Origin of the sequence: Pseudanabaena sp. FACHB-1998 (assembly GCF_014696355.1) — a bacterium.
GTDB lineage: Bacteria > Cyanobacteriota > Cyanobacteriia > Pseudanabaenales > Pseudanabaenaceae > Pseudanabaena.
The window spans coordinates 1-22,136 of record NZ_JACJQA010000002.1 but is presented as its reverse complement, the minus strand read 5'-3'; the positions used below and the strand labels follow the sequence as shown (position 1 = coordinate 22,136).

General features: G+C 41.3%; 20 protein-coding genes and 2 tRNA genes. 10 read left to right on the top strand and 12 right to left on the bottom strand.

What is annotated here, in order from left to right:
* Nucleotides 1-84 precede the first annotated feature (84 nt).
* Nucleotides 85-2,214, bottom strand: a complete 2,130-nt coding sequence (locus H6F42_RS00240) for an EAL domain-containing protein (protein WP_190397341.1) — start codon at nucleotides 2,212-2,214, stop codon at nucleotides 85-87.
* A 900-nt stretch (nucleotides 2,215-3,114) separates the two neighbouring features.
* Here H6F42_RS00240 and H6F42_RS00235 point away from each other — a divergent pair.
* From H6F42_RS00235 to H6F42_RS00215, 5 genes are all read left to right on the top strand, one after another.
* The gene (locus tag H6F42_RS00235) at nucleotides 3,115-4,563 is read left to right on the top strand and encodes a RecQ family ATP-dependent DNA helicase (RefSeq protein WP_190397340.1); all 1,449 of its coding nucleotides are present in this window, start codon (nucleotides 3,115-3,117) and stop codon (nucleotides 4,561-4,563) included.
* Between the two features lie 31 nt (nucleotides 4,564-4,594).
* Nucleotides 4,595-5,677, top strand: a complete 1,083-nt coding sequence (locus tag H6F42_RS00230; protein WP_190397339.1) for a DUF3474 domain-containing protein — start codon at nucleotides 4,595-4,597, stop codon at nucleotides 5,675-5,677.
* A 317-nt stretch (nucleotides 5,678-5,994) separates the two neighbouring features.
* Nucleotides 5,995-6,276 (top strand): ATP-dependent Clp protease adapter ClpS, encoded by a 282-nt coding sequence (gene clpS / locus H6F42_RS00225; RefSeq protein WP_190397338.1) that lies wholly within the window; start codon nucleotides 5,995-5,997, stop codon nucleotides 6,274-6,276.
* Nucleotides 6,277-6,395: 119 nt separating this feature from the next.
* Nucleotides 6,396-7,352, top strand: coding sequence for a type II CAAX endopeptidase family protein (locus H6F42_RS00220; protein ID WP_242018281.1), 957 nt, complete (start codon nucleotides 6,396-6,398; stop codon nucleotides 7,350-7,352).
* A gap of 128 nt (nucleotides 7,353-7,480) precedes the next feature.
* Nucleotides 7,481-7,562, top strand: a tRNA-Tyr gene (locus H6F42_RS00215).
* Nucleotides 7,563-7,617: 55 nt separating this feature from the next.
* On the opposite strand, the gene H6F42_RS00210 is transcribed toward H6F42_RS00215, so the two are convergent.
* Nucleotides 7,618-8,538 (bottom strand): TIGR01777 family oxidoreductase, encoded by a 921-nt coding sequence (locus H6F42_RS00210; protein WP_190397337.1) that lies wholly within the window; start codon nucleotides 8,536-8,538, stop codon nucleotides 7,618-7,620.
* A gap of 152 nt (nucleotides 8,539-8,690) precedes the next feature.
* On the opposite strand from H6F42_RS00210, the gene H6F42_RS00205 reads away from it, so the two are divergent.
* The 3 genes from H6F42_RS00205 (at nucleotide 8,691) to H6F42_RS00195 (ending at nucleotide 13,281) form a co-directional block, all read left to right on the top strand.
* Entirely contained in the window at nucleotides 8,691-11,639 is a 2,949-nt protein-coding gene (locus tag H6F42_RS00205; RefSeq protein ID WP_190397336.1) for a response regulator, read from the top strand.
* 185 nt (nucleotides 11,640-11,824) lie between these two features.
* A complete protein-coding gene (gene lpxA / locus H6F42_RS00200; protein WP_242018280.1) occupies nucleotides 11,825-12,676 on the top strand; it encodes an acyl-ACP--UDP-N-acetylglucosamine O-acyltransferase in 852 nt (283 codons plus the stop codon).
* A 71-nt stretch (nucleotides 12,677-12,747) separates the two neighbouring features.
* Nucleotides 12,748-13,281, top strand: a complete 534-nt coding sequence (locus H6F42_RS00195; protein ID WP_190397334.1) for a rhodanese-like domain-containing protein — start codon at nucleotides 12,748-12,750, stop codon at nucleotides 13,279-13,281.
* A gap of 178 nt (nucleotides 13,282-13,459) precedes the next feature.
* Here the strand turns inward: H6F42_RS00195 and H6F42_RS00190 are convergent.
* The 5 genes from H6F42_RS00190 to H6F42_RS00170 all read right to left on the bottom strand — a co-directional run bounded on the left by H6F42_RS00190 (nucleotide 13,460) and on the right by H6F42_RS00170 (nucleotide 16,239).
* A tRNA-Pro gene (locus H6F42_RS00190) sits at nucleotides 13,460-13,533 on the bottom strand.
* 96 nt (nucleotides 13,534-13,629) lie between these two features.
* Nucleotides 13,630-14,964 (bottom strand): ATP-binding protein, encoded by a 1,335-nt coding sequence (locus tag H6F42_RS00185; protein ID WP_190397333.1) that lies wholly within the window; start codon nucleotides 14,962-14,964, stop codon nucleotides 13,630-13,632.
* Between the two features lie 25 nt (nucleotides 14,965-14,989).
* Nucleotides 14,990-15,295 (bottom strand): hypothetical protein, encoded by a 306-nt coding sequence (locus tag H6F42_RS00180; RefSeq protein ID WP_190397332.1) that lies wholly within the window; start codon nucleotides 15,293-15,295, stop codon nucleotides 14,990-14,992.
* A 281-nt stretch (nucleotides 15,296-15,576) separates the two neighbouring features.
* Nucleotides 15,577-15,927, bottom strand: a complete 351-nt coding sequence (locus tag H6F42_RS00175; protein WP_190397331.1) for a DUF5615 family PIN-like protein — start codon at nucleotides 15,925-15,927, stop codon at nucleotides 15,577-15,579.
* Nucleotides 15,928-16,239, bottom strand: a complete 312-nt coding sequence (locus tag H6F42_RS00170) for a DUF433 domain-containing protein (protein WP_190397330.1) — start codon at nucleotides 16,237-16,239, stop codon at nucleotides 15,928-15,930.
* A gap of 250 nt (nucleotides 16,240-16,489) precedes the next feature.
* On the opposite strand from H6F42_RS00170, the gene H6F42_RS00165 reads away from it, so the two are divergent.
* A complete protein-coding gene (locus H6F42_RS00165) occupies nucleotides 16,490-18,073 on the top strand; it encodes a hypothetical protein (RefSeq protein ID WP_190397329.1) in 1,584 nt (527 codons plus the stop codon).
* A gap of 33 nt (nucleotides 18,074-18,106) precedes the next feature.
* Here H6F42_RS00165 and H6F42_RS00160 read toward each other — a convergent pair whose 3' ends face one another.
* The 5 genes from H6F42_RS00160 to H6F42_RS22230 all read right to left on the bottom strand — a co-directional run bounded on the left by H6F42_RS00160 (nucleotide 18,107) and on the right by H6F42_RS22230 (nucleotide 20,026).
* Nucleotides 18,107-18,313 carry a hypothetical protein gene (locus tag H6F42_RS00160; RefSeq protein WP_190397328.1) on the bottom strand — a complete coding sequence of 69 codons (207 nt, stop codon included), beginning with the start codon at nucleotides 18,311-18,313 and terminating at the stop codon, nucleotides 18,107-18,109.
* A 7-nt stretch (nucleotides 18,314-18,320) separates the two neighbouring features.
* Nucleotides 18,321-18,911 (bottom strand): hypothetical protein, encoded by a 591-nt coding sequence (locus tag H6F42_RS00155; protein ID WP_190397327.1) that lies wholly within the window; start codon nucleotides 18,909-18,911, stop codon nucleotides 18,321-18,323.
* A gap of 28 nt (nucleotides 18,912-18,939) precedes the next feature.
* Nucleotides 18,940-19,299, bottom strand: coding sequence for a hypothetical protein (locus H6F42_RS00150; RefSeq protein ID WP_190397326.1), 360 nt, complete (start codon nucleotides 19,297-19,299; stop codon nucleotides 18,940-18,942).
* Between the two features lie 162 nt (nucleotides 19,300-19,461).
* Nucleotides 19,462-19,860: a type II toxin-antitoxin system HicB family antitoxin gene (locus H6F42_RS00145; RefSeq protein WP_190397325.1), complete on the bottom strand. Its 399-nt coding sequence runs from the start codon at nucleotides 19,858-19,860 to the stop codon at nucleotides 19,462-19,464.
* A complete protein-coding gene (locus tag H6F42_RS22230) occupies nucleotides 19,847-20,026 on the bottom strand; it encodes a type II toxin-antitoxin system HicA family toxin (protein WP_347272276.1) in 180 nt (59 codons plus the stop codon). Before H6F42_RS22230 ends, H6F42_RS00145 begins: the two co-directional genes overlap by 14 nt.
* Before the next feature lie 128 nt (nucleotides 20,027-20,154).
* Here H6F42_RS22230 and H6F42_RS00135 point away from each other — a divergent pair, with 128 nt between their 5' ends.
* Nucleotides 20,155-22,023, top strand: coding sequence for an ATP-binding protein (locus H6F42_RS00135; RefSeq protein WP_190397324.1), 1,869 nt, complete (start codon nucleotides 20,155-20,157; stop codon nucleotides 22,021-22,023).
* Nucleotides 22,024-22,136: the final 113 nt, after the last annotated feature.

Sequence of the window (22,136 nt, the reverse complement as noted above, 5' to 3'; positions counted from 1 at the left end):
AAAGCGCTGCAACTATTCATAAAAAAAGATTGCTTCGCAATCTTTTTTTATTTATGAGATTTCCAGCAAGCGCGAAGCGCTGAATTATTCATTAGGTTGAGTAACAGCCTGCGCTCTTAATAAAGCCTCAATCTCATCGGCTGGCAAGGCTTTATGGAAAAAATAGCCTTGAATGCGATCGCATCCTAGGGACTTTAACAAATCCGCTTGCTCTCTGGTTTCCACACCTTCCGCGATGACTTTCAAATTAAGACTATGGGACAAACTAATGAGATAGGAGACAATGGCGCGATCGCGTTCTTTATGAGTAATGTATTCAATAAATGAGCGATCTATTTTGAGCGTATCAAGGGGTAGATTTTTGAGATAACTAAGGTTACAAAAGCCAGTCCCAAAATCATCGACCGATAGCTGAATTCCCATCTTGCGGAATTGATTCAGCATTTGAATCTTCTCCTGCATATTGTCCATCATTATTCCTTCAGTAATTTCTAATTCCAAATAATGAGGATCAAAATTTGTTTCTTCGATAATTTGCTGCAAGGATTCTAAAAAGTTTTTTTGTTGGAGTTGTTTAATCGATAAATTTACCCCAATTTGAATGGGTGCTAAGCCCATATTTTGCCAAGCGATCGCCTGTAAACAAGTATGCCGTAATACCCAATTACCAATGGCAATTATTAATCCCGTTTCTTCGGCTAAAGGAATAAATTTACTAGGAGATACCGAACCTAAAGTAACGTGTTTCCACCGTAGCAATACTTCTAATCCCACAATCTTGCCTGAAGCGAGATCCACTTGAGGTTGGTAATAGGCGATCAACTCTTCATTTTCTAAAGCTCGTCGCAAATGGTTTTCCATTACCAATCGTTGGAAACTTTGCTCCTGCATATTGGGAATATAAAACTGAAAACTATTGCGTCCCTCTTCCTTAGCGCGATACATCGCCATATCCGCATTATGAATCAGTCCTTCCACCTCAGTATTATGATCGGGATAAATACTCGCGCCTATACTGGTGGTAATATGCAACTCATTTCCATCACAGACAAAGGGCAGATTCAATGATTGAATCATCGCTTCCGCTATTTGGGTAACGGCATCAAGGGATTGCACTAACTTGATGACCATCGCAAATTCATCGGCTCCCCAACGCACTAATAAATCATTACTTTGGATTAAATTTTTCAGGCGATCGCTTACAGCTTTTAATAACAAGTCGCCAATATGATGACCTAGAGAATCATTAATCAATTTAAAGCGATCAATATCAAGAAATAAAATTGCAAATCTTTGCTGCGGATCTTCTGAGCTTTTAACGGTTTCCATCAAATAGTCATGCAAGTACTTGCGATTTGGTAATCCTGTCAATAAATCGTGATGAATTTGATAGGAAATAACAGCTTCAGCATTCTTTTGTTTCGTAATATCTGATATGTGTAGGCGAATTACTTCATTGGGCATGAAGTGAATAATTTCTTCAAATACTTTATCTTCAAACTCAATTTCCCTGACAAAAAAATTGCATACAGGATTAACTAGGGGAACTAATTGAATTAATAGTTCCTGTAATAGAGGATGATTAATTCCTTTTTCATCAAGATCAGGAAACTTATTGAGAGCCGCAGGATTTAGATATAGTAATCTTCCTACAAGGTTTAATTCCAGAATTGGTTGAGGATTTAACTCTGGAGTAGTTGTAAATTGATTAATCGTTTCCCGCACATGTGCAGGTAAATCTGCTTCTAAAATAGTTTGTAAGCTTGATATCTTAACTAAATTTTCTGCTGGTAAACCTTGGTTAGATTGTTGATTGTTTGTTAGGTAATTACTATTATCAAAAGCATTATTTTTGAGGTTTTTATTTTTGCGGGCGCTAGAAATTGTACTAATAACTTGATAAACAACCTTAGTGTCTTTACTAAAGATGATTTCATCGCCGTGGGACAAGATATGAGAAAACCGCTTTTTCCCATTAATAAGAATCCCATTGGTACTGCGATCGCCATTGAGATTTCCATCAATAAGACGAAAGAAATATGAGCCATTGCTCGGATGTGCGACTGCCAGAAGAGTTGCATGTTGTCGAGATACAAGATTAGAGCGAAGAATAATCGAGTTATTTAAACTACGCCCCATCGAATAGGTCATGTTATGAAGCAGAAAATTACGAAATCCCTTAGGATCTTCAACCGTTAGTACGTGATGAAGCATCTCTTTCATAGCAAGAGTGGATGACTCTTTTGATCTCACCTGAACAGATTTCCTTTAAAACGAGATTTAAGCACTTAATCTTGATAATCCAATGGGTTTGCTTTTTAAGATAAATAACATAATTACCACACTTTTTACGCTGACTGCCACAATGCGAAAGCCTAAAACCCCATTGAGATTGTTTTTGCGTGGCGATAATTTGCCAGACGCAGTTAAAAAAGCGTTGTCCGAAGCTGTATATAAATTTATTATGTAAGTGTGGCTCTGATATGTCTAAATTCTGACTCCGTTAACTACCTTATCCCAATTATCTCTAATGTGGCAATATTTAGCTTCAGAATCAAGATAAATAAGGATTTTTCTTGTTTTTCTTGATTTTAAAATCTCTAAATAAATATTGGTAATTAACAATACATATAGCAATATAGCAATTCTATTTTGTTTGTGAAATTAAAGGATTTGAGGGGGGCGCGAAGAAGAAGCGCACTCTCTTAAATCCTTTAGGATTGCTATACTAAATTAGTTGTAGATAGCACTTCAGGCTAGCACATTGTCTTGATAAAGGGCTTACGCTCTTTTACCTAGCAAGCCTAACAATAAAATATAAATAGCTTAAGATGATCTTTCCTTGTCAGCCAACTCATTTTAACTAGTACCAATCTCTCTTAATAAATCTTGCAGATTAATTCGGATTACTAGTCTCTAAACTCTTAATACTAGAAAATACATGAAATAGATAATACATCAAGCATTGTCTATTAGAGTTATAGTTGCTTTTACTACTCCCTTCCCAGTCAGGGTTTTAAAAACACAAAATGGCTTAGCCAATTTGTGTTTTAAGATATATCACTTTGCCAGCAAGTGATATATCTTAATGTAAAGAAAATATGGTTATTTCAGATGGGCGAGACATTTTCAGAATGGGAAAACGTTAAACAGATATTCCAAAAGGTATGGGGATACGAAGATTTAAGGACAACTCAACGGGAAATTGTAACTAGCCTTTTGCAGGGACAAGATAGTTTGGCAATTATGGCTACAGGTGGGGGAAAGTCTATTTGTTTTCAGCTACCAGCCATCTTAAAGGAGGGTTTGACTCTGGTTATTTCGCCATTACTCGCATTAATGGAAGATCAAGTGAGGGACTTGCAGTCTCGGAATTTGCCAGCCGCTTGCTTACATAGTAATTTATCGCAAATAGCACGACGGGAAGTATTCAAAAATCTAGCGCATACTCGGTTGCTTTATATTTCTCCTGAAACTTTGCTCAGTCAGCCAGTGTGGGAAAAGCTATGCGATCGCCAACTCAAAATCACAGGAATAATGCTCGATGAGGCTCATTGTTTAGTGCAGTGGGGCGATACTTTTCGTCCTAGCTATCGCCGCTTAGGTGCAGTCCGTCAGGCTTTGCGATCGCATAAGCCCGATCATCATCCCCCCATTGCGATCGCTGCATTTACCGCAACCGCCGATCGCGAAGCGACTGCCGAATTACAAAGTTGCTTAGATCTGCAAAATCCCAAACTTGTCCGCACTAGCCCCTACCGTCCCCACCTCAGTCTGAATGTGGAAATTGCTTGGACTCCCGCAGGACGCAAAGCCAAAACCTTAAAATTTATTAGCGATCGCCAAGGCAAATCGGGCTTAATTTATGTGCGTAGCCGTCGTGATGCCGAAGAATTAGCCACATGGTTACGGCAAAAGTCTCTCAAAACTGCTGCCTATCATGCGGGACTGCCGCCCCAAGAGCGCCGCCAAATTGAGCAGATGTGGCTAACTAATCAATTCCCTTTCGTGATCTGCACTTCCGCCTTTGGACTCGGCATTAACAAGCCTGATACCCGTTGGGTTCTACATTTTCATCCGCCTTTAACCCTCTCTGAATATATCCAAGAAATAGGACGAGCGGGACGGGATGATCAACCTGCGGAGGCGTTGATGTTGGTGAGTGAGCCAACGGGTTTATTAGATGATGGCGATCGCCAAAGGGCAAATTTTTTCTTGCAACAGCAGCAAAAGCTGCGGCAGCAAGCGCTAGCCCTATTACCTAAGTTACCGCGCCAAGGAAATTTTGCTGATGTGGCGAAGATGTACCCTGATGCAGCGATCGCCCTAGGACTACTGCATCGTGCAGGAAATCTAGTTTGGCGGACACCCTTTGATTATGAAATTTGCAATTTAAAGGATTCACCAAAGGACTCCCAAAAACTAAAACTACAAAATGGGGATCAAAGAGCAATCGCGCAAATGCAAGCTTATATTCGAGTAAAAGGCGATCGTTGGGCTTTTTTACTGAATAACTTTGGATTTGAGGAAGAAGCCAAGTTACTGCTAGAATCAAGAAATTAACTTAATTTTTCTTAACAACAGGGAAATATACGTGTCGTCTACGACTATTCATCGGATCAATCTCGAAAATCCGCTTACCGATACATCTTCGACATCTCAAACCGAACTTCCGTTTACCTTCCAAGATGTAAAATCCGCTATTCCTACTGAATGTTTTGCTCCTAATCCATGGCGATCGCTCGCCTATTATTTTGCCGATACCGCAATTATTGTGGGGCTGTACGCCACTGCTGCATACTTGGATGCATGGTGGTTTTATCCAATTTTTTGGTTTGCCGCAGGCACTATGTTTTGGGCTTATTTTGTAGTTGGGCATGACTGTGGGCATGGTTCCTTTTCTCGAAGCAAGTGGCTAAATAACCTCATTGGACATCTGACCCATATTCCCATTCTTGTCCCCTATCATGGTTGGCGGATCAGTCACCGCACTCACCACCAAAATACAGGCAATATTGACACCGATGAAAGTTGGTATCCTGTCACCGAAACCCAATATAAAGAGATGGATTGGCTCGGTAAGCTAATTCGCTTTAATGCCCTGTTGTTTGCCTATCCTCTCTATCTATTTAAGCGATCGCCTGCTCGTCCTACTGCTTCCCACTTCGTTCCTAATAACGATTTGTTCCGCGAATCAGAAACTACCGATATCATCACCAGCACCAGTCTTTGGTTAGCAATGGTTGGCTTCTTAGGATGGCTTGGTTTCACCTATGGATTTCTCTTTCTATTTAAGTTCTATATCGTTCCTTACCTTGTTTTCGTAGTATGGCTCGATCTAGTTACCTATTTGCATCACACCGAAGCGGATATTCCTTGGTATCGGGGCAAGGATTGGTACTTCCTGAAGGGAGCGCTTTCCACTATCGATCGCGACTATGGCATTTTTAACAATATTCATCACAATATTGGCACTCACGTTGCCCATCACATCTTTATTGGTATTCCTCACTATCATCTCAAAACTGCAACTGAAGCCATCAAGCCAGTTCTAGGTAAGTATTACCGAGTTTCCAATGTTCCGATTTGGAAATCATTTTTTACTTCCCAAAAAGATTGCATATATGTTCCTGATCAGGGCAGTGGCGTATATTATCAATCTCCTCAAGCGGACTAAGAGCAGATTTTATAGCTCTCAAAACCCAATAAGATAATGGCGGCTTTTGCGCCGCCATTATCTTATTGGGTTTTGTATAAAACAAAATGAGGTAGCGTCAAGCGCTACCTCATTTTGTTTTTGGGACAGTCAAGCTTCACATTTTTATAAATCCTATTTATAATGGAGTTGGACGTACTAAGTATTATTACTAGTTCATCTTTCAAATAGAACATGAAAGTCAAGAGCTAGGTCGAGCCACAAAGACCGCAATTATTCATATTCATACACCAATCCCACTTAAACCCACCTTAATCTGACTGGAGACAATCCTATCTATGTCTACTGAAACTATTACTCGCCCCGCAACCATACGCAAAATTGCCCCTAGATATCGAGTTTTGCTGCATAACGATGATTACAACTCGATGGAATATGTCGTCCAGACTTTAATGCAAGTAGTTAATGGACTAACCCAGCCTCAAGCGGTAGATATTATGATGGCAGCCCATGCGAATGGTTGTGCGTTAGTAATTACCTGCGTTCAAGAACATGCAGAATTTTATTGTGATGGACTCCAAAGTAAAGGCTTAACTAGCACGATTGAACCCGAATCTTAAAAGAAAGGCAGTGCGTCGCACTGCCTTTCTTTTAGGCAAGTGTACAAATTTGGGTACTTGCAAAATCAGAAGACGAGTGGCGGCGCTTTGCGCCGCCACTCGTCTTCTGGGGTTCAAGAATGACAACAGCTATAAAAGCTAAAAATGGCAACGCCATTTTTAGCTTTGGTATTAAAGGTAGGATTGGTGCTAATCATCCTATTTTTGTTTTTTGTGGATTTTTTGTGAATCTCGATCGCCTGAATACCTATCCCGCACCAATCCGCATCATTCTTTTTTTGTTAACCCTACTAGTGATCTGGCTGCCGATCGCTGCGCCAATGCACCTCATTTTTGGGCAATCGGTGGGAGTAGGCTTAACCATCTTGCTATACAGCGAATTTTTAGGCTTAATCTGGTTTTGGGGACGCAAAATTGCTAAATATCCCCACCCCTTTCGTTATTACGGACTATTTTTTAACGGCAAAAATGGACGTGATTTCCTATTTGGCTTAGGTTTAGGCAGTTTCGCTCTATTGCTATTTGTATTTTTGCAAGTGGGACTTGGCTGGCTCACCTTACAAACTAGTGATTGGCAAAATCCTTTGCCCGCACGTCTATTACCGATGATTGGGGTATATTTTGTAGACTGGCAAGGGGCGATCGCCCCCGGATTACTCACATCCGTAGGTGTTGCCTTTGCTGAAGAAATGCTCTTTCGGGGGTGGTTGCTATCGGAGCTAGAGCGGGATTATTCCAAGAAAACTGCCCTCCTAGCTGCCAGTTTGGTATTTGCAATTCTGCACTTTATCAAACCCCTAAACGTAATTTTGGCAACATGGAGCCAGTTTTTAGGTTTGGTGATGCTGAGCGTGGCTTTAGTCATCGCAAGGCGCAGATGTGGTGGCAGACTAGGAGTAGCGATCGGTTTACATGGCGGCTTGATTTGGTGCTACTACATTGTGAATACTACGCATTTGATTAGAGCGACTGGGGTTGTGCCTGAGTGGATTACGGGTATTGGTGGCAATCCGATCGCTGGAGTGATGGGGATTATTTTCTTGAGTGCGATCGCGATCGGGTTTCGCAAATTCTAAGTTTAGGGACTAAGGCGAAGCCTTAGTCCCTAAACTTAGAATTAATTTGGAAATTGCTATTGCAAGGAGTGCAATAAGTGTATATGATTAGATTCGCTTGGAACACAGATAACCTGTGACTGAGCAAAGGGTCGATGCCCGAGTGGTTAATGGGGGCGGACTGTAAATCCGCTGGCTACGCCTACGCTGGTTCAAATCCAGCTCGGCCCATCTAAATAAAACAATAAAAAAGAACCAACTTAATTGGTTCTTTTTTATTGCTCTTTTAACTAAATATTTGACCTAGGGCTGCCTCAATCTGGGGATACTTGAAGGCAAATTGATTGATCTCCGCTTTTTTAGGTAATACCTTTTGACCATCCAGCAAAACTGTTGCACCTTCACCAAATACCAAAATTAAAGCTGCCGCAGGGACAGGGAGAAAGGCAGGACGTTTAATCGCTTTAGAAAAAGCAACGGTGAAATCTTCATTTGTGACAGGTTGGGGAGCCGTAGCATTGACTGCGCCAATTATTTGGTTATTTTTTACTGCAAAAATGATTAGCTCCACCAGATCATCCCGATGAACCCATGAAAACCATTGCTTCCCAGAGCCAATTTTGCCGCCGCCGCCTACTTGAAAAATCGGGAGCATTTTGGCTAATGCGCCGCCCATACCCAAAACAATTCCCGTTCTGAGCTTAACTAAGCGCACACCCAAATTACTTACGCCTTCAGCCGCCGCTTCCCAGTCCTTGCAGACATTCGCCAAAAAGTCACTGCCTGCATAGCTATATTCATCAAAGTCCTTAGTGAGACTTGTGCCGTAATAACCGATCGCCGATCCACTGATTAACACTTGCGGCTTCACATCTGCCTTAGCGATCGCCTCCACCAATACCTTCGTGGTCAAAATCCGACTATCGCGAATTTCCTGCTTACGTTTATCTGTCCAACGCACACCCGCTAAAGGTTCGCCTGCGAGATTAATCACGGCTTCACAACCCGAAACCACCTTTGTCCAATCGCCTAACTCCAAAGGGTTATAGCCAATGACTTCAACATTAGGAAAAGACTCCTGCGGAAATTGACGGTTTGCTTTTTGTGAATTGCGAGCCAGAACCACAATGCGATCGCCTAGCGCATGTAAACGTTCTACTAATTTCACACCAACAAATCCCGTAGCACCCGTCACGACAATTTTCATAATATATTTTTGCTGATTTTTAAATTAAATTGCTGTTGAATTATTGCCAGATATGTCGCACAGTAAACCATATCTTAGTAATTAACTTTGCTAACTTTAGAAAAGTCAATTTCCTCATATTTTAAGGCGAAAGTCAGTTCGCAACCAAACCCATGGATAGCGCTAAAAAGAACAAGTTACTAATTGTTGATGATGAAGTAGACAATTTAGATCTACTCCATCGCATCTTTCATCGCGAATATCAGATTTTAAAAGCTAAAAATGGGTTTGAGGGATTGGAAATTTTGGAACAGGAGCCAGATATTGGCGTAATTGTTTCCGATCAAAGGATGCCAATGATGTCTGGTACAGAGTTTTTAAGTCAAGTTGCTGAGAAATATCCCGATACTTTGCGGATTATCTTAACGGCTCATACGGATATTCGGGGATTGGTAGATGCAATTAACGAATCAAAAGTTTTCAAATACATTACCAAACCCTATCAAGTCGAAGAATTAAGACAGGTTGTCAAGCAAGCGACTGAGACCTATAAACTCCTCAAATCCAGAACATCTAAGCTTCGGGATGACTTAGAGAATGCCGAAGCCAAGTATCAGAGTATTTTTGAAAATGCGGTGGAGGGAATTTTTCAGACAACTATTGATGGACGCTATATCATCGCTAATCCGATGCTAGCTAAAATCTATGGCTATAATTCTGCCGAAGAACTAATTAACAACGTCACGAATATCGCTCACCAGATTTACGTTAGCCCTAATCGTCGGCAAGAATTTATTGATATTTTGCGTACTCATGACACTGTTTCTAATTTTGAATCCCAAGTTTATCGGCGGGATGGTTCTAAAATCTGGATTTCGGAAAATGTGAGAGCAGTACGCGATCGCGATCGCCATCTGATTGGATTTGAAGGGACGGTGCAGGATATTACCCAACGCAAACGCGCCGAGGAGGAATCGCAACTACTCCAAATTCTAACTTTGGAAATTGGTGCAGCTAGAGACTTTAATGCCGCCTTAAAAGTGGTTCTTAGTAAGATCTGTCAATTTACAGGATGGGATTATGGAGAAGCATGGATTCCTGCGCCTGACAATCAATCCTTGGTATGTAGTCCCGCATGGTACAGCAGCGTTGAAGGATTAGAGGAATTTCGGAAATTGAGCGAAAAGATTTCTTTCCCCTGTGGCATTGGTTTTCCGGGACGAGTCTGGGAGCATCAACGTCCAGAATGGATTTGGGATATTTCCTTGGAAACTGAATCTCATTTTCTACGGAAATATCCTGCTATGGAATGCAATCTGCGCTCAGGCTTAGCAATTCCTGTGAGTGCCGATACGAAGGTCGTAGCGATTATGGCATTTTTTACGATGTCGCCCAATGATGGCGATCAGCAATTGGTGGGATTGATAGGGGCGATCGCTATGCAGCTCGGTGCTTTGATGCGCCGCAAACGGGATGAAGAGGCTCTCAGGATTATGAATGAAGAACTCGCCCTAGCCCGCGATCGCGCCTTAGAATCCAATCGCACTAAAAGTACTTTTGTGGCAAATATGAGCCATGAATTGCGAACTCCCTTAAATGCAATTATTGGCTATAGCGAAATGCTACAGGAAGATGCGGCTCTATTGGGAATAGATGATTTTGTCGAAGATCTCAAGAAAATCTATCAATCTGGTAAGCATTTACTCGATCTCATCAACGATATTTTGGACATGACCAAAATTGAAGCGAGTAAGTTAGAAATTTATTACGATGATTTTGAAGTGGAAAATGTAATTTGGGAAGCTACCACCACAATTCAGCCATTATTGAACAAGAATAGTAATCTCCTTACCATCGATTGTGAAGATCAAATAGGAGCAATTCGTGCCGATCTAACCCGTGTACGCCAAATTCTCTTAAATATTCTCAGCAACGCCTGTAAATTTACCAAAGCAGGGGTGATTACGATGAAAATCAGTCGCCAATTCTTGGAGCAAGAAGAATATTTCTGCTTTACGATCAGTGATACGGGGATTGGAATTAGCCCCGAAAATCTCCAAAAGCTGTTTCACCCCTTTAGCCAAGTAGATAGTTCAACTACTAGACAATATGGGGGGACTGGCTTAGGGCTGGCGATCAGTCAACGGTTGTGTCAAATGATGGGCGGTGAAATTATCGTCCAGAGTGAATTGGGTACAGGATCTCAATTTACTATTTACTTACCAGTTAATTGTGAAATTGCGGCTAAAAAATCATCGAACTTAAAATCGCAACTTTCTATAGATCCTCAGTCGCCAATCAATGGGGACAATGAGAAAATAGCTGCTCCATCCATTTTAGTGATTGATGACGATCCGATGGTGCATCAGTACACTAAAGCTCATCTTCAGCATCATGGGATTGTGATTCATTCGGCTTTTTCTGGAAAAGACGGGATTAACCTTGCCCATGAAGTTTTACCTAGTGCGATTGTTTTAGATGTGCAAATGCCTTCTATGAGTGGTTGGGAAGTTCTCAAAGAGCTAAAGTCCCAACTCTTGACTTCCAGTATTCCGATTATCTTGCTGACTATTAATGAAGATCATCAATATGGAAGCTATGAGATTGGTGCAAATGATTATTTATTTAAACCGATTGATCGCGATCGCTTAATTCTGACAATTGAGAAATATCGGTCTATTTATTTCAATCTAATAGATAAAATCCAAGAATACAATATTCATAACTTACCCCTATCGGTACTGATTATTGAAGATGACATTCCTGTGCGATCGATGCTTAAGCGAATGCTGGAAAAAGAGAACTGTATTGTTTTTGAGGCTCAAGATGGACAAGAAGCTTTGGAACATATTAATACAAGTATGCCACAACTAATTTTGCTGGATTTAATGATGCCGAATATCGATGGCTTTGAATTTATCCATTTACTAAGATTACGCTACAATACACCTTCAATCCCCATCATTATCATTACTGCTAGGGATTTAACCGATACTGATTACAATCGCTTGAGTGGTTCTGTGCAGAAGATTTTGCAAAAAACTAATTTTAGTTATGGGCAGTTATTGGAAGAGATTATGGTTCGCCTTGAGAAGTTTGGGGTTTTGACCGCTAGAAAATAGAATTTCTAAATAGCTAGGCGAAATTAAATATAAAATCCCCAACCTGTAGCGCACGCTGCGCTACAGGTTGGGGTTCTGGTTTTTTAATTATGCCCAGCTACTTAGACTATCGATTGCGATAAACTATTCCCATCACTTGATTTATTTCCTAGCTCAGCCTCTAGACCGCTATTTCCATGCCAAACATGCAGCAAAATCCTCAGCAAAATCCTGCGCCAGATCGTAATATTACGATTCATCCTCGGGCGATCGTTCACCCCAACGCTAAAATTGGTGAAGGCACAACCATCGGAGCCGATGCCATTGTGGACGAATTTGTGGAGATTGGCGATCGCTGTGAGATTAGGGCGAGGGCGATCGTCACTGGGCATACCAAAATTGGTAATGACAATCAAATTGGCTATGGAGCGATTATTGGCTCGGAGCCGCAGGATACTTCCTATAAAGGGGCGATTAGTTTTGTGGAGATTGGCGATCGCAATGTGTTGCGGGAATATGTCACCGTCAATCGCGGCACAAAGGAAGGCTCGTTTACCAAAATCGGCAATGACAATATGTTGTTTACGGGCGCTCATGTGGCGCATAACTGCACCATTAGCGATCGCGTAATTATCGTAAATAATGTCCTACTGGCGGGACATGTCGAAGTCCATAACAATGCCTTTATGGGCGGTGATTCGGTGGTGCATCAATTTACGCGCATTGGTGCTTTTGCCATGATTCGTGGACAGACTCGCCTTGGCATGGATGTGCCGCCTTACTGCATGGCAGTAGATACAAATATGGTATTTGGACTAAATCGGCTCGGTTTGCGCCGCAATGGATTCAGCCATGAACGCCGCCGCACCATTTTAGCTGCCTACGAAATTCTCTATAAATCCGATCGCAACCGTACACAGGCGATCGAGTTTCTAGGAGCCGATCCACAATTTGCTGATAATCCTGATATTCAACTCTTCTGCAATTTCATCAAATCTAGCCGTCGGGGCATCTGTAAGCTCTACGAGAGAGGCGCAAGCCGTATCGAAGAAGATTAATTTTAAGAATGGGCGGCGCTTCGCGCCGCCCATTCTTAAAATTAATCTAGGACTACCAAACTAACAAGTAAATGGGTAATAGTTTGATTAGACGCTTTGCTCAACGGAAATATTGGTTGCCCCTCGCGATCGCGGGAGCATTGGTATTCGCTACGGCTGGCACTTTGACGATCATGGCTTATCAACAGCAAATGAGCTTGCCCGTATACTTGCAAAGCTTCAGCACGCCCCAAATTACGGTTGCGGAACTGACTAGCGGTAAATTTAAGCCAGTAATTTTAATTGATGTGCGATCGCCCGACGAATACCAAGAGGATCACATTGGCAACAGTCCCCTTGTGCCTTTTACGGATATTGAGGCGGGGTTAGGGCTGTCACAGTTGCAAGCAATCATTAAAAATTACGAGAAGCAAAATCTTGCCAATCCCACGAAACCGACAATCGTTTTGTACTGCACATCAGGTCAGCGATCAATTAAAGCCAATAAATATTTAGCAACTCTCAGCGATCGCGGCTATCAGGTTTTAACTTTAACTGGTGGCATTACCGCATGGCGCAAGCAAGTTCAGCGATCGCAAGACTTGCAAATTACTTTTCTCAAATAATAAAAGCGTTACCAAGTAACGCTTTTAAGTAGCTAGGCATAATTAATTACAAACCAAAACCCATAAAGTTGCGCCCCTACGGGGCGCAACTTTATGGGTTTTGGTAATTTATTTTGCAAAAGCACTTAAAATTATGCAAAAAAAAGAACTCGGCTTTGCCGAGTTCTTTTTTTTATTATCGGGATGATAGGATTCGAACCTACGGCATCCTGCTCCCAAAGCAGGCGCGCTACCAAGCTGCGCTACATCCCGTTGCGAATATTTATGTTACAACATAAAGCGCAAAATAAGCAAAATTATTTTTTGAATTAGCCAAAAGAGTTGCAGCACAAATCTTTTAGCCTTTACTTAACTCTTGATTTCTAAATCGGCTTTTAAAAAGTCGATAAATTGCTGAGCAGTGCGTCCTGATTGACCATTATTACGCGTCGCCCATTGCAAAGCCCGAAAATTAAGATCTTCGATCGCCAATTCCACACCCGCACGCTTAGCGAGATGATACACAATTTTGAGATAAATCTCTTGGTCAGCCTTGAGAAAGGTCAGCGTTAAGCCAAAGCGATCGCTGAGGGATAGCTTTTCCTGCACTGTGTCCCAAGGATTAACTTCCTTTCTTTCACTAAGATCTTTCAACGTTGGGCGATCGCTAAAATATTCGCGCAATAAATGCCGACGGTTAGAAGTGGCGTAAACCAAGAGATTATTGGGCTGTGCGGACAGATTACCTTCTAAAATCACCTTGAGTGCCTTATAGTCCTCGCCTTCTTCTTCAAAGGAGAGATCATCCACAAAAATAATGAATTTCTGCGGTATGCTTCGCAAAGTCTCAGCGATCAAGGGCAAATCCTTCAAATCATTTTTGGCGACTTCCACTAAACGCAAACCGCGATCGCGATAGGCATACATCAAAGATTTGACCATTGATGATTTGCCTGTGCCACGACTGCCATAGAGCAGCACATGCAAAGAATGGTAGCCCGCCAGAAATGCCTCTGTATTTTTGTAAAGAGCTTGACGTTGCGACTCGTAGCCAATTAAGTCAGACAACTGCACCAAGTCAGGATAGGCAATCCCCTCCAAATGCCCCTTATGCCAGCGAAATGCTTCGTATTCTGTAAATATTCCTGTACCCGAATGCCTGTAATAATCTATTAAATCTGGCACAAGTTGTGTCCAGTTGTCCGTTGACTGAAATTTAATCATCATTTCGCGCTTAGGGACTGATAAACGGGACAAATCACTATTATTTAATTGCCAAGATACCGAGCGATCGCCAAAAGCTTCAATAAAATCAACTAATTTGTCGCCTCCCCACAAACTTAATTCCTCTAAAACGAGCAGATCTTGCTTGACGGCCGCTATGAGAGCCATTGGTAATTTATCTAGATCCGTAGTTTGCGCTTGCTGACTAAAAGGATTATTTGAACTAAGAATCTGAGCAATTACATAATCTCGCCAGTTATAGCCCGTTGCCGCGATCGCCCGAAACCACTTGCCATAGGCAAATAAATAACTTAACCTTCGTGAACTATTTTCATGACCATCGAGCGCATAATTGGCGAGGCATTGCAATAGCCTGTTATAAGCCCCCCAAGCTTCTTGATTGAGGACATTCTGATAAAGCAGTAATGAGGCGATCCTCACCTGCTTGGCATAGATTGATTGGCGCGTCTCTTCCAGCATATTCCCGCAAGCATATTAAGTTAAGTCAAGCTTCTCCCATCTCATACATAGCTTGAAACTGCGCCCCTGTCATCCCTTGCTGGATATAAGTAGGTTGATTTGGTTTATAGGGAGCTTGGAGGCGATCAATAGTTATAATTTCGGCGCGATCGCTTATTACAGGCACATCAGGATCAAAAGCAGTAGAACGCATCAAGGAGCTAGAAAATCCTTTAAAAATCATCACTTCATCAAATTCGCCATCAATTTCTAATTTCACAAGTAAAACTTCTTGGGGATGTTTACTGCTATAGGTTTCAAGTTTTTGACCTTGATTTTGATTAAGAGACATAAATTTTTAATTTTCCAAAAGTTAATCAGGTTGAGAATTTTGCCGTAGGCAAAATTCTCAACACCATATTTTATCGCTGTAGCCCTCAAAAGAAAAAGCTAGTGCAAAGCACTGCTTTTTTCTTTTGAGGGCTGACAAAGCATTTCATTAACGCACCCTATAATACCGATTCACAAAAGTGTAGATACACTTTTGTGAATTGAAAACCATACTCAGTAAAGTTTTTTAAACTAAAAATCACTTAGCCATTTTTAGTTTTGGTATAAGATTGGCGCTCAATATCACTTGAAGGGAATATATTCAACTGCATTGATCCATTCATCAGGCTCCGAAGCCTTAGCAATCAATTCTAAATCTTTAACAAACTGACCAATCGTGCCACCAAGTTGATGACCAAAGATTAATCCTGAAAAATGTTTTCCTTCTATCTGCCAAGTTTCGGCTAATACTCTAAAGCGGATATCTTGAGTAAAGAGAACACGCTTAAGTTCTGTCACTCTTAATAAAAGCTGATCATCAGGAAGTTCTATAGTTGCGTCCTCAAATGCCGTTAATACATCGATGCTTCGACGACGCAACTGATCAGTAATCGCTTGAGGAACATGAACATCCATGTACAACACAATAGCCATCTACAGCAATCCTTTGGCTTTCATACGAATGTAGAAGGGTGACTTTGAGGATTGAGTCATATTTTCTTGAACTTGCTGCCATTCTTGCCTGATTTCTTGGTCAATTTCTTCTTGATGGTCAAAATAGTAGCCCATTACTGCGTGAGCTTCGGCTAGGGTTAAGTATAGGTGTTGACGACAGATTTCCTCTACTGACCAGCCATAGGCAATATAGTCCATAACAATTTGGGCAATTCTAATGCGTGGCAAGCGTTGCAAGTGTGCAGACTGGTGGTCATTTTTTTCGATGTGCGGATAACTGAGGGTTAACATGATGTTGTGTTTTCGCCTAGCTAAGTTGCCATATTCTAGCAGTCTTACTAAGAATTAGTGGTGCGGTGCAAAGCGCTGCACCACTAATTTTTGGATAGGGATGGGTTTGATTTTTAATAATCAAAATGCGATATAACTTCTTTAAACCCGTGCTAAAAAATCATGCGCTTATACTTATGTGGGAACATAGGAAATTTCAATTTATTCTGATACTCTAAACCCTTTCAATTGATCTCAAAGGTTTTTACCTATGCGAAAAAATCGATCGCCACAATTATTAATTACTCAATTAATTGCTAAATCAACTTCATCATTCCCAATCACCCTCTTGATACTTAGTTTATCCAGTGGCAATGCGATCGCCCAGAACATTTTTGGGCAATCTGGACAGGATGGAACCAATGGACGTGATGGACGCGAAGGCAAAGATGGGCAAAACATCAAAGTTGTCGTTGAGGGTAAACCTGCTGCCTATGACCTATCGGGAACCAATGGCGAAGATGGAGAAGACGGAACCGCAGGGCGATCGGCTAGTAGTTGCGAACAGCCCTATCGACCTGAATATTCCCTCATTGGCGCAACGGGAGGACGTGGTGGTAATGCAGGAAATGGAGGACGTGGCGGTAATGGCGGTAATGCTACTGTCTTTTATACCGATATTGCCGCGCTAAAACAGTTAGAAATTCGCAACTCTGGCGGTAGGGGCGGACGAAATGGACGTGGTGCTGTGGGTGGCAAAGGCTGTAATTGTCAAGAAAGAGATTGGCGGATTAAGTACTGCACCATCGAAACTGAGCGTCGTCCTTTTAATGATGCGAAGGCAGCATGGACATATCATTCCAATGAGACTAAACTTTGTGGTCGTTCTAATGATGGATTTGATCTAGATTTCAATCGTTCTTTTTCTCGAACCTCCGAATACCGTCAAGGCGATTGGCTCTATCGTCGCACCAATAAAGGCATTTCTCGCACTGAGTACTATTCTTGCCAAAATGGAATAGATGGTGAATCTAGTGGCAATGGTAAAAATGGAGAAACAGGTAATTACGGTAGAGTTACACTCGTTCCACGCCTCGATATTCCTGCGGAAATCATTAACGATCGCGACATCTTAACTACGGCGATCGGCAAAAAAGTACCTCTAATTAAAAATATCTGGGTAGAACGTCGAGGCTTAGCACGTTTGCTCAGTCCTAGTTCTGATGTCGCCGATACTTACACCTATCTCAAAGATACGGCTCGACTCTTCTATCGCTTTGAATGGGCTGCTACAGAACCCCCCGCAGCTTTAGGAATCGATCGCGTAGAAATTGGCGGCACAGTTGCAGTCCGTAATGAAAATGCTGAGATTCAATATCAACTGGCGGGAACCTTGGAATATCAAGTACTTCCTATTAATTCTGAGAATCTACAAGTAGTCAAGATTACGGGCGGCTTTAATCCTGATCGCGTAAGTGCTTTCCAATTGCAAAAAGTTTCAGGTGTTGGTACTGACAATCAACTCTTCCTAAGCGATCGCGGTAATGTTCGTGAATTGCTGAAGGATTCGCAAATTGAAGTGCAATGTTTGAGCAAGCAATCAGCAACAGGTGTGGTGGCGAGCGATTATGTAAAGCGTCGTAGCATCACCTTCAAGATTCCGCCAAAGCTAGCTCCTAGTGATGGGGCGATCGTCAATGGAAGTAATTACACTTTGCCTGTGGGTCGCTACTGTTCACCTTGGCTCCGAGCCGATAATGACGCAGCTTTGCAAATATCCATTATCCAAACCACCAAAAGCGGTGCAAAATATACTCAATCCCTCCAGTCCAATTTTATCGTCGGCAAAAACTAATCCATAGTTTGAATGTTTTAAGCGATCGCCTGTTCAGTTTTTCAATGCTTGAAAGAATAAGGCGATCGCTGTCAGCATCATTAGTCCTAGCCCTGTCCGCCAAAGGATTTGCCAGATGAGGGGGAGATAGGAGAGGAGGATGGCGATCGCGCCAAACATGGCTGATATGGGAAATGCGAGGAATATGCCAATGATGAAAAATGCAAAATATTTTAAAAGTGCGATCGTGAATTTAAACATTGATTTACTAGCCGCAGCTAGGGCGAAGTAAGGTCTTGTAATCTACCTGCCAAATTCGTGCTAATCCTTTTGCGCTAAGTTCTGCTCGTACAATATCTTTAGTTTGACAAGCTTCTGAAATAGATTTGATATAACCACTTTCTACGTCATAAAGAGTCTTTTTTGATTGGGCGGTAGTTAATTCATTTTCGGGGGCGAAAAGTGGAATATTAATTCCTGCACCAAATCGAGCATCATTTTTAGAAAAATCAGAATAGAAATACAGGCAAGCTCGTCCACAATTGATTTGTTGTCCTGATAATCCGTTATTGTTAATTATTCCTCCCTGTTGATTGATATCTCCTAAAGGAAAATTTGATGTAGGAATATTAATGTTTGGAGAATTGTTTGGACTATCTACTAGGCTTTGAGGGATTTGTTGATTAATAAGATTTGGATCGAACTGTGCTTGAATTTTTGCTGGATAGAGTAGCAAAGTAACACTAGTGCCTACAGATAAAGTTAGTGAATATTTAATACGCATGAGATACAACCTTAACGTGGGAAAAGCGATCGCTTTTTCTAAATAAAAGATAGAAATAGCGATCGCTAAAATCAAGAAGAGATCCTAATGTTGCCTAACGCTACTACCTAAAGCATTGCCAAGAGTAAGCATCTCGGGTATTCATAGGTGAAGCGTAAGCGCCCCGTCCTCCATATTGCTGTTGACAAACTCGTGTCAGATCAATCCCTGTCTGATACAAATATGGTCCCGAAAGAAAAGGTAAAGGATAGACTCGACAACGCCAAGAATAGGCATCTCCACTATTTAGCACGACAGGCTTTACATAGAGAACATAAGTTTGAGATCTACATACATCTTGAGTAATATTGAGACCGCCAAGCCTTTGTGCGGCTGAAGATTCTTGCGGCATAACCATAAAGGTTGGGATACTTGAAACCGCACTTAAACAAGACGCGAGAAGAATTTTTATTTTGTCTTTCATGTTTGAATTACCAGAGTTACATACTTGCAATCGATTTACTTGTCTCTTTGTGAGATGAACTCAGGTTAAAAGAAACACTCAATATTTTTGACAAATATGCAAAAATGCACTGTCCAAGTACTTGTGCAAAAATGCACAGACAAAAACGCACATAAATTTTGTCTAGTGCAATGCAGATTTACCTGTGGCAGAACTAAGTAGGAAGAGGAGGTATTGATTGAGGCTTACACCTTCGCTTTTGGCTAGAGTGGCTAGTCGATGATGTAGACCTTTGGGCATCCGCAGCATGAGTTTACCGCTATACTCAGATTCAGAACTAGGTAAGGGAATTGCATCACCGTATTCGTAGGCGGTTTCTATCCATAACTCACGGGCTTCATTGATATTGGTAACGGCTTCTTCGATAGTTTCGCCTTGAGTCAGACAGCCATTTAAGTCTTTGATTTCAGCTACATAACTACCATCAGGATCGGGATAGAAAGTGATCGGATAGGTGAGTTTGAGGTAATAGTCTAAAGACTGACGTTGAGAAGTTGATTTATTGGGTTTAGTTATTGTCATCTTTCCAGTCCTCTAAATTGAGCATTTCGACAATTTTTTGTATATATGGGCGCTTGACTTTCTGACCGCCTGTTTTGGGGATAGTTAACTGTCTCCCTAGTTCGTTTCGAAAAACATGATGGCTGCCTTTTGACCGCGCTTCGTGAAAGCCTAGCCCTTCAAGCAGGGTGCGGACTTCCTCAAATCTGACTTCTGGCGGACTGGCTAAAATTTTTGGATTAGTTTGCTTAACTTTCCCATTTATTCATAGTATCATAGGTAGTGTCAGGTTTAAAGGTTTAGCGACAGGGCATAATGGACAAGCAAGAATTTGATAGCAAACGAAAAGGCTTAACTCCAACCCAGAAAGTTGACTTTGAATATTTTCTAAAAAGTAAAAATGACGATGAAATTGCAGCCCTTCGGGATGTTGATAGATCATCTATAAACAGAAATATCACTAACATTGCTACAGTCTTTGGAATTAAACGAAATAAAATAAAAAGCGATAATGGCAAAGATAGTCCTGAGAAAAAAGTTCATCGTCAAAAGTTACTGAAACTTTGTCTGACGTATATCCCTGATGAAGTAACTCAGCCCCACATTTATGATGAATTTTATGAGGATTTACTATCCAACAATAAAAGTACTGTTCATGTAAGCGATCGCCCCTCAACCCCACCTAATCCTCAAAATATCCCTATCCTCGATCGCACCCAAGAACTAACACCACTTGAATTTATTGGACGCGATCGCGATCTAACTAATCTCACAAACCTGAGAAAGCAATACAAGCTCGTTTTAGTAAAGTCAGGCGCAGGCGTTGGTAAGTCAACATTAGCGCGGGAATTTTTGCAGACGAACTTTAAAAAAGTGATTCGGATAGAGATGGGATTGGAGTCAGGGAACGTTACGCCTGCGGAAGAGAAGGTATCGCAAATTTTGCGGAAGGATTTTGATGAGGAGCCTAGTCGGGACTTTGGGATTAACTTGGGTATTTTGGGAGAGAAGTTAGCGGATCGGGCAAATCCTATCGGAGTGCTAATCGATAATCTCGAACCTGCGCTAGATGAGAATTATCGCTTTCGGGAGAAATTGCGCGGCTATGATGCTTTGTTAGCAGTGTTGGGCGATCGCGATGTCTTTTCGTTTACGCTGATCACCAGTCGGCGATCGCTGATTGCTACAAGAGCGAAAGTACATGAGTATTCACTAGAGGGGCTAGACATTACGGCATGGCGGCAATATTTCCATGATTACGAGAATGGGGCGGATTCTGATGCGCTAGTGCAGATGCGTGATGCCTATAATGGGAATGCGAAGGTAATGGATATTCTGCATGGTGCGATTAAGAACCGTTTTGATGGCAATATTGGAGCTTATTGGAGTCGATACAAGGATGCTTTGTTGGCGGATTCGGAATTAGAAACTTTGATTTCGGTGGAAATGGATTGGTTGCGAGACAATCAACCTGATGCTTATAAATTGCTCTGTCGAATGGGTTGCTATCGCTATCAGGATGTAAAAACTGTTCCTTTTGAGGGGTTGATTTGTTTGTTATGGGATGTCCCTGAGTCTCGACGAGCTTGTGTTGTAGATTATTTAATTAAAAGTTCTCTAATTGAAGTTAAAGGTGAATATTATTTACATCCTGCTGTTCGAGAGTGTGCAAAATTACGCTTGATAAAAAATAAAATAGATTGGGAAACTACTAACCGAAAAGCTGCTCAGTTCTTTATGCATAAAATTGCACGAATTACAACCGTAGAAGATGCTGTACTCGGATTTGAAGTAATTCATCATTATTTTGAAGTAAACGATTATGAATTATCTGCTTCAGTAATTTTCGAGCTAAAAGATAATGATGAAGATGAATTTGCTAACTTTGGATTCGCTTGTTGGAGACTAGGGTTTTCTCAACAAATCATTCTAGTAATCTCTAAAATATTAGAACACGAAAATATGATTAATAATATTTATTTTCGCGCGGGACTATACCGAATATTAGGATATGCACAAAATCAACTCGGTAATATCCATGAAGCTATGAAATTCCATGAGCTTTCTGGCGAATTATCAAAAAACTACTTTAAAGATATTCCATTTGAACGCACAAATCCTTACCATTTTTCCATGTTTAATATGAGAAGCTCGTATTTTTCTAATATTGGTCTTTGTTACTAACTGATGTTACGTGGAAGGAAAACAGAGTAGAGTAAAGATAGACTCCGACAGAGGTTGAAAGGTATGGACAGAAAGTTCTTAGACCTATACTCAGATTACCTAATCAGTAGTTT